The organism is Streptomyces sp. NPDC059456 (genome assembly GCF_042750055.1).
Classification (GTDB): domain Bacteria; phylum Actinomycetota; class Actinomycetes; order Streptomycetales; family Streptomycetaceae; genus Streptomyces.
In genome coordinates, this window is sequence record NZ_JBHYVA010000761.1 from 1 (window position 1) to 3,862 (window position 3,862).

Consider the following 3,862-nt stretch of genomic DNA (forward strand, 5'->3'; position numbering starts at 1 on the left):
TGACCCGGGACGACAAGAAGAGCGACGAGGCCGACAACAAGCCCGCCGCCTCCTCGTCGGCGCCCTCCTCCCCCGCCGCCGCTCCCGCCTCGCCCGGCGACAACCCGCGCGCGGGCGGCGACGTCAAGCCGGTGATCCCCGGCTGGAAGGTCGTCCTCAACCCCAAGTACGGCACCGCCTTCGACGTCCCGCCGGAGTGGAACGTCGCGAGCGCGGGCGTCATCTCCGGGTTCACCGACGACTCGAAGAACGACGGCATGCCCATGATCAGCTTCTCCGCGCCGGCCTTCCTCAAGGAGGACTGGTGCAAGGTCGACACCAACAAGGACGGCCGCGAGGAGACGACCGAGCTCGCCGGCACCGGAACCAAGGGCGGCCAGGGCGCCAAGGACACCGCCGAGGCGGTGAAGAACGAGGCGGGCAACTGGGCGTTCGCCGCGTTCGCACAGAAGGCGCCCAAGGGCACCGTGAAGGTCTCCGAGCCCAAGGAGTACACCACCTCCTCCGGCCTCAAGGGCCACATGGCGACCGCGACGGCGATCGGGGTGCCCAAGGAGAACAAGTGCTCCTCCGACGGCAAGACGATCGCGTTCAGCTTCAAGACCGCCAACGGTGACTTCTCCAGCTGGGTCCTCTTCGCCGCCGCAGGCGTTCAGGGCGAGGTCCCCCAGGAGACGATGGACAAGATCCTCAGCTCGGTGCGACTGAACGGCACCGGCAGCACCAGCTGACCCGGCGGTCACGGGCCACAGGTCCGTCCCGTGCGCGCCGATTCGTCCGACCCCGCGCCCCGGGCCGCAATTCCGTTTGGAATCTCGGCCCGGGGCGGGGATAGTCCCGGGGGTGAACCCTCCCCCCACCGCCGCGTCCCACCCGACCGCCCGCCGCCGGCCCGCCTGGGCCGGACGCAACTACACCCTGCTCACGGGTGCCGCGGTCGTGACGAACCTCGGCAGCCACGGAGCGCTCATCGCCTCGGCGTTCGCCGTGCTGGAGGCGGGCGGGTCCGGAGGCGACGTCGGCCTGGTGGCGGCCGCCCGCACGCTGCCCCTGGTCCTCTTCCTGCTCATCGGCGGCGCGCTCGCCGACCGGCTGCCGCGCCACCGCGTGATGGTCGCGGCCAACGCCCTCAACTGCGTCTCGCAGGCCGCCTTCGCCGCACTCGTCCTGACCGGGCACCCGCAGTTGTGGCAGATGATGCTGCTCACCGCGCTCTGCGGCACGGGCCAGGCCTTCTTCAACCCGGCGGCCGAGGGCATGCTGCTCTCCAGCGTCTCCGGCGAGCACGCCAACCGCGCCTTCGCCCTCTTCCGGATGGCCATGAACGGCGCCGGCATCGGCGGAGCGGCCCTCGGCGGAGCCATGATCGCCGCGATCGGCCCGGGCTGGGTCCTGGCCGTGGACGCCGCCGCGTTCGCGGTCGCCGGAGCCCTGCGCGCGTTCCTGGACGTCGGCCGCGTCGCCGACCGGGCTCCCGGCGGCGGCCTGCTGGCCGACCTGCGCGAGGGCTGGGTGGAGTTCCGGACCCGGCCCTGGCTGTGGAGCATCGTGCTCCAGTTCTCCGTGGTCGTCGCCGTCGTCGGCGCGGCCGAGGCCGTCTACGGTCCGCTCGTCGCCCGCGACCGGCTGGGCGGGCCCGCCCCCTGGGGCCTGGCACTGGCCTTCTTCGGCATCGGCACCATCGCCGGGGCCGTCCTGATGATGGTGTGGAAACCGCGCCGGCTGCTGCTGGTCGGCACCCTGTGCGTGTTCCCCCTGGCGCTGCCGTCGGCCGGTCTGGCGGTCCCCCTGCCGGTGTGGGGCCTGTGCACGGTGATGTTCGTCAGCGGAACGGCCATCGAGGTGTTCGGCGTGAACTGGATGACGACCATGCACCAGGAGATCCCGGAGGAGAAGTTCTCCCGGGTCTCCGCCTACGACTGGTTCGGCTCGGTGTCGATGCTGCCGCTGGCGACCGCCGTGGCCGGCCCCGTCGAGTCGGCCTTCGGCCGCACCACGGCCCTGTGGGGCTGCGCCGCGCTGGTCGTACTGGGCACCGCCGCGGTCCTCTTCGTCCCGGACGTGCGCCGCCTGACCCGCAAGCCCGCTCCCCCGAAGGCCGTTTCGGTCCCGGCCCCCGCGCCCGGTGCGCCCGGCGCCGCCGGCCGGGACGCCGGCGCTCCCGACCCGGCGGTCTCCGCCGGGGTCATCAGCCCAGGCTGAACGCGCCCTCCGGCGGCTCCGGCGAGGGGGCGGCCTCCGCGTCCCCCACCGGCACCGCGCCCTTCATGAACCGGGCCAGGGCCGCCCCCTCCTCGACCCGCGCGGGAAAGGCGTCCGCCGCACACCGCCGGGACAGCGCGGCCACCGGCAGCTCGGCGTCCGAGGCGAGCAGCACGGCGTTCCCGAACCGCCGTCCGCGCAGCACCCCTGGCTCCGCGACGAGCGCGAGCCGCCCGAACACGGCGCCGAAGTTGGCGAGCTGGGCCCGCAGGAAGCCAAACGGCGCCCCGTCGGCCAGGTTCGCCGCGTACACCCCGCCCGGCCGCAGCACCCGCGCCGCCTCCCGCGCGTACTCGACGGAGGTCAGCTGCGCCGGCACCCGCGAGCCGCCGAACACATCGGCGACCAGGACGTCCGCGCTGTCGGCGGCGGCCGACTCCAGCCAGGCCCGGGCCTCGGCGGCGTGCACCGTGACGCCCGATCCGGCCGGCAGCGGCAGGTGCTCGGCGACCAGCTCCACCAGGGCGGCGTCGAACTCCACCACCGTCTGACGGGAGCCCGGCCGGGCCGCCGCCGCGTAGCGGGGCAGGGTCAGTGCGCCACCGCCCAGGTGCAGCAGGTCCAGCGCCTCCCCCGGCTGCGCCACGCAGTCCAGGACGTGCGCGAGGCGGCGTACGTACTCGAACTCCAGGTACCCGGGGTCGTCGAGGTCCACGTACGACTGCGGGGCACCGTCGACGGTCAGCAGCCACGCCCGCTCCCGGTCCACGTCCGGCATCAGCTTGGCGGTGCCCTGGCCCACGGCCCGGACGACCGGGATCTGTTCGTCGCTCACCGCACCATTGTCGGGCAGCCGGTCGGCCGGGACGCCGGTCGGGGCGTCACGCACGCCAGGCCGCCACGCCGCCACGCCGCCACGCCGCCACGCCGTCACGCCGTCACGCCGTCACGCGTCAGGCCGCCCAGACCTCGGCCGCCTCCGCCGCGTGCTCCGCGGCCTGTGCGAGGCCGGCCCGCGCCGCCGGGTCCCGTCGCGCCGGATCCAGGACGTTGCGCCCGAAGGCCTTGCGGGCCTGCGCGGACGGGGTGATCAGCAACACCCGCGCCCCGGCCTCGCGCAGCCGCGCCGCCTGGGCGGCCGGTGAGGGGACGAGCCCGGAGCCGAGCGCCATCGGCGCGAGGATCACCACCCGGGCGCAGCCGGAGGCCAGGTCGGCATTGGTCGCGGAGCGGATCCCGCCGTCGATGAAGCGGCGGCCGCCCACGGTGACCGGCGGCCACACCCCCGGCACCGCGCAGCTCGCCGAGACGGCGTCGACCAGCCCGGCCCCGCTCTCCCGGTCGAAGGCGGCGAGCTCACCGGTGAGCGCGTCGACGGCGGTGACGACCAGCCTGCGCTCGGGCCAGGCGTGCGAGACGAGCCGGGCTTCCAGCACCTTGCGCCGGTCCGCCTCCGCGCCGGTGTCGGCGGCGAGCGCGAGGGCGCCGACCCGCCTGCGGTAGCTGCGCGGGTCCCGCGAGCGCACCATGGCCACGGCGTACCGGGCGACGAGCCCCGCGCCGAGCCGGGCGACCGCCTCTCCGGCGGGGTCGCCCAGCTGGCGCTCGTAGAGCTCCTGCGGGGTGAGCAGCCCGGAGGTGAGCTGGGCGCCGACCACCG

General features: G+C 75.1%; 4 protein-coding genes. 2 read left to right on the forward strand and 2 right to left on the reverse strand.

The window, feature by feature from the left end; translation table 11 throughout:
* Together ACFXA3_RS37955 and ACFXA3_RS37960 are read left to right on the forward strand one after the other, a co-directional pair.
* The coding region (locus tag ACFXA3_RS37955; protein WP_385195096.1) for a hypothetical protein at positions 1–731 on the forward strand (731 nt) is incomplete at its 5' end.
* A gap of 112 nt (positions 732–843) precedes the next feature.
* The gene (locus tag ACFXA3_RS37960; RefSeq protein ID WP_385195099.1) at positions 844–2,202 is read left to right on the forward strand and encodes an MFS transporter; all 1,359 of its coding nucleotides are present in this window, start codon (positions 844–846) and stop codon (positions 2,200–2,202) included.
* Here the strand turns inward: ACFXA3_RS37960 and ACFXA3_RS37965 are convergent.
* Positions 2,189–2,980 carry a spermidine synthase gene (locus ACFXA3_RS37965; RefSeq protein ID WP_385195104.1) on the reverse strand — a complete coding sequence of 264 codons (792 nt, stop codon included), beginning with the start codon at positions 2,978–2,980 and terminating at the stop codon, positions 2,189–2,191. The genes ACFXA3_RS37960 and ACFXA3_RS37965 overlap by 14 nt on opposite strands.
* A gap of 175 nt (positions 2,981–3,155) precedes the next feature.
* On the reverse strand, positions 3,156–3,862 hold a 707-nt coding region (locus ACFXA3_RS37970), incomplete at its 5' end, for a patatin-like phospholipase family protein (protein ID WP_385195101.1).